This is a genomic window from Streptomyces sp. SID14478 (assembly GCF_010548525.1).
In the GTDB taxonomy this organism is placed as follows: domain Bacteria; phylum Actinomycetota; class Actinomycetes; order Streptomycetales; family Streptomycetaceae; genus Streptomyces.
In genome coordinates this window covers 1-3,215 of sequence record NZ_JAAGMG010000227.1, presented here as the reverse complement: position 1 = coordinate 3,215, position 3,215 = coordinate 1, and the positions used below count along the sequence as shown (strand labels likewise).

The 3,215-nt window shown below is 70.7% G+C and carries 2 protein-coding genes; both read right to left on the bottom strand.

Annotated features, from left to right (window positions below; translation table 11 throughout):
- Positions 1–82: 82 nt before the first annotated feature.
- Positions 83–1,330 carry a DUF2993 domain-containing protein gene (locus G3I40_RS08435; protein ID WP_164301543.1) on the bottom strand — a complete coding sequence of 416 codons (1,248 nt, stop codon included), beginning with the start codon at positions 1,328–1,330 and terminating at the stop codon, positions 83–85.
- Between the two features lie 119 nt (positions 1,331–1,449).
- The coding region (locus tag G3I40_RS08430) for a bifunctional metallophosphatase/5'-nucleotidase (protein WP_239091609.1) at positions 1,450–3,215 on the bottom strand (1,766 nt) is incomplete at its 5' end.

The following is a 3,215-nucleotide window of genomic DNA, read 5'->3' as shown; positions in this document are numbered from 1 at the left end:
GGCACCGTCGCGACGCTGCGGCTGCCCGGCGCGCCGACGCCGCCGCCGGAGATCCCCGGCCCCGCAGACTGACCCGGGGGCCTCAGTGCCCCACCGCGAGGCCCGATCCGGACAGGTCGACGCGGATGCCCGCCTTCTCCACGCTCACGTCGCGCAGCCGCACGTAGCCGTGGTCGCCCGGCAGCTTCGGCAGCCGGAAGGCGAGCGAGAGGCGGTCGGCGAGCTGCGGGCGGGTCAGGTGGGACAGGCCCTTGAGGAGGGACGGGTCAAGGCCCAGCTTCTGCAGCAGCCAGGGGTGGTCGAGCGCGATGTCGATCAGGTTCATGGACATCAGGCTCTTCACGAAGCGGGGCGAACCCGTCAGGTCGCTGAGCTTCTTGTCGCTGTGCAGGGCCGTGTCGACCGCCGAGTCCGGGACGCCGGCCCGGTGCACGATCGCGGGGATGGACAGCAGCCGCCGGGCCTTGTCCGTCTCGGCCGTGATCCGGTCCACCGACTTGGCGGTGAGGTGCAGGCCCTCGGAGGCGTCGGTGCCGGGGCGGTAGGTGGCGAGGTCGCCGACGTCCAGGCGCATGTCGCCGATGTCGGTGGAGATGCCGGTGGCGCCGAGGCGGCGGATCGTGGCGTCGGCCCGCACCTTCAGGTCGTGCCCGGCGACCGGCAGCGTGCCGCGCGCGAGGACCTGGTCGCGGCCGTGTCCGGTGAACGTGACCTGGGAGGCGCCCAGTTCGCGGTTGAGGTCGGCGAAGGACACGAGGACCTCGCCGTTCATGGCGCCGGTCTCGATGCCGCTGATGCCGGTCAGGCCGGAGCCCTCGATGCGTACGTTGCGTGCGGTCGCGGAGACCTTGGCGAGGGTGACCCGGCTGGCGGCCACGTCGGGGACCGTGACCTTCATCTCGTCGATGCGGCGGTCGGCGAGCTGGGTGAGGAAGGGGAATCCGCCGATCTCGACCTCGGGCGCCGCGGTCAGCTTCATCTCCTTCTTGAGCTGCTGCGAGGCGCGGTGCTCGGCGTACAGGAGCGCCCAGCGGTCGGCGAGGGCGAGGAACGCGCACAGGACGACGACCGCGACCAGCGCCTTCACGGCGACGGAGAGCCCGGCGAAGCGGTTGCGGCGGCGGCTGCCGCGCCGGTGGTTCGGCGGCAGCCACGCGTCCTCGTCGGGGGCCTCGTCCGGCACCTCGTACAGGAAGTCGTCGAGCGGGTTGTCCGCGAGGGCGGCCAGTTCGTCGTAGGGATTCGAGCGGGAGCGGGACGGCGAGGCCGCGTCGTCCGGCCAACCCTCGGACGGAGCACGGTCGTTGGATATGCGGTGGGGGGTACGCATCGGGTGATTCCACCACACACCCCCACCCTTTACGCAAACAACCTTCACATGCGTCGAGTGGCCCACGCCCGAACCTCGGGTTCAACCGTAGGCCACTCGCCGTTAAGACCGCGTTGCGGCTACTTGATGATCGTGATGCGGTCCGCCTTCGGCGGCGCGAGCGGGCTGTCGGCCGACGAGTGGGCGGTCAGGTAGTCGTTGAACGCCTTCAGGTCGTCGCTGCCGACCAGCGGGTTCCTGCCCTGGCCGAGCGCCGCGAAGCCGTCGCCGCCGCCCGCGAGGAACGAGTTCATCGCGACGCGGTAGGTGGCCGCCGGGTCGAGGGCCGCGCCGTCCAGCTTGATGGAGTCGGTGACGACCCGTGCCGCGCCGGTCTTCGTCATGTCGAGCGTGTACGTGAGCCCGGCCGACGGCTGCAGGATCTTCGGCGAGGCCTCGTTCGCGCCGCTGACCTGCTGCTGCAGCGCCGTGACGACCTGCTCGCCGGTCAGGTCGACGAGATTGACCGTGTTGCTGAAGGGCTGCACGGTGAACGCCTCGCCGTACGTCACGACCCCGTCGCCCTCGCTGCCGCTCGCCTTGAAGACCAGGTCGGAGCGGATCCCGCCCGGGTTCATCAGGGCCAGGGACGCCTTCGGGTCGAGCGTCTTGGCGTGCGCGAGCTGCGCGTCCGCGATGAGGTCGCCGAGCGGCGCCTCCGGCGTGGCGGCGCCCCGTCCGGGAATGTCGGCGGAAATGTACCCGACGGCCTGGTTCGAGACGGGCGCGGCGAGCTTGTTCCACTGGGTGAGCAGCTTGGTCATGTCGGGCGCCTTGGGCTGCGTGCGCGTCACGACGTGGTTGGCCGAGGTGGGCGACTTCGCCGACGTCACCGCCGTGCGCACGATGTCCTTGGTGCGGCGGTCGTAGGTCAGCGTGGTGTCCGTGTAGAGCTTCCCGTACGAGGACGCCGACGTGACCATGCGCGGCTTGCCGGACGGGTCCGGGATGGTGCACACGTACGCGTTGTGCGTGTGGCCGGTGACGAGCGCGTCGACCTTCGGCGTGATGCCCTTGGCGATGTCGACGATCGGGCCGGAGACGCCGTCGCCCGCGCCCGGGGAGTCGCAGTCGTAGTTGTACGCGGACGAGGCCGGGACGCCGCCCTCGTGGATGAGCGCGACGATCGACTTCACGCCCTGCTTGTCGAGGATCTTGGCGTACTTGTTGACCGTCTCGATCTCGTCGTGGAACTTGAGGCCCTTGACGCCGTCCGCCGAGACGATGTCCGGCGTGCCCTCCAGCGTGACGCCGATGAAGCCGACCTTCACGCCCTTGTTCTTCCACACCCAGTACGGCTTGAGGATCGGCCTGCCGGTCTTCTCGTCCGTCACGTTCGCCGCGAGGTAGGGGTAGTCCGCGCCCTTGAACCTGCGGCCGTCCTCGTAACAGCCGTCCTTCGGGTGGCAGCCGCCGTTCTGCATGCGTGCCAGCTCGGTGGCGCCCTCGTCGAACTCGTGGTTGCCGACGCTGGTGACGTCCAGGTCGAGCTTGTTCATCGCCTCGACCGTCGGTTCGTCGTGGAAGAGGCCGGACAGCAGCGGGCTCGCGCCGATCAGGTCGCCGGCGGCCGCCGTCACGCTGTACGGGTGGCCCTTGCGGGCCGTGCGCAAGGAGGTGGCCAGGTACTCGACGCCGCCCGCGTCGACCTGCTTCGTCGTGCCGTCGGCCTGCTTCTCGGTGACCTGGCCCGACGACCCGGCGGGCGGCTCCAGGTTCCCGTGGAAGTCGTTGAACGACAGCAGCTGTACGTCCTGGTAGCGGCCCTTGCCGCCGCCGTGGTGCCGGTCCGGGGCCGCGCCCGCGGGCAGCGCGGCGATCAGCGCGCCTGCGGTGGCGAGCGTGG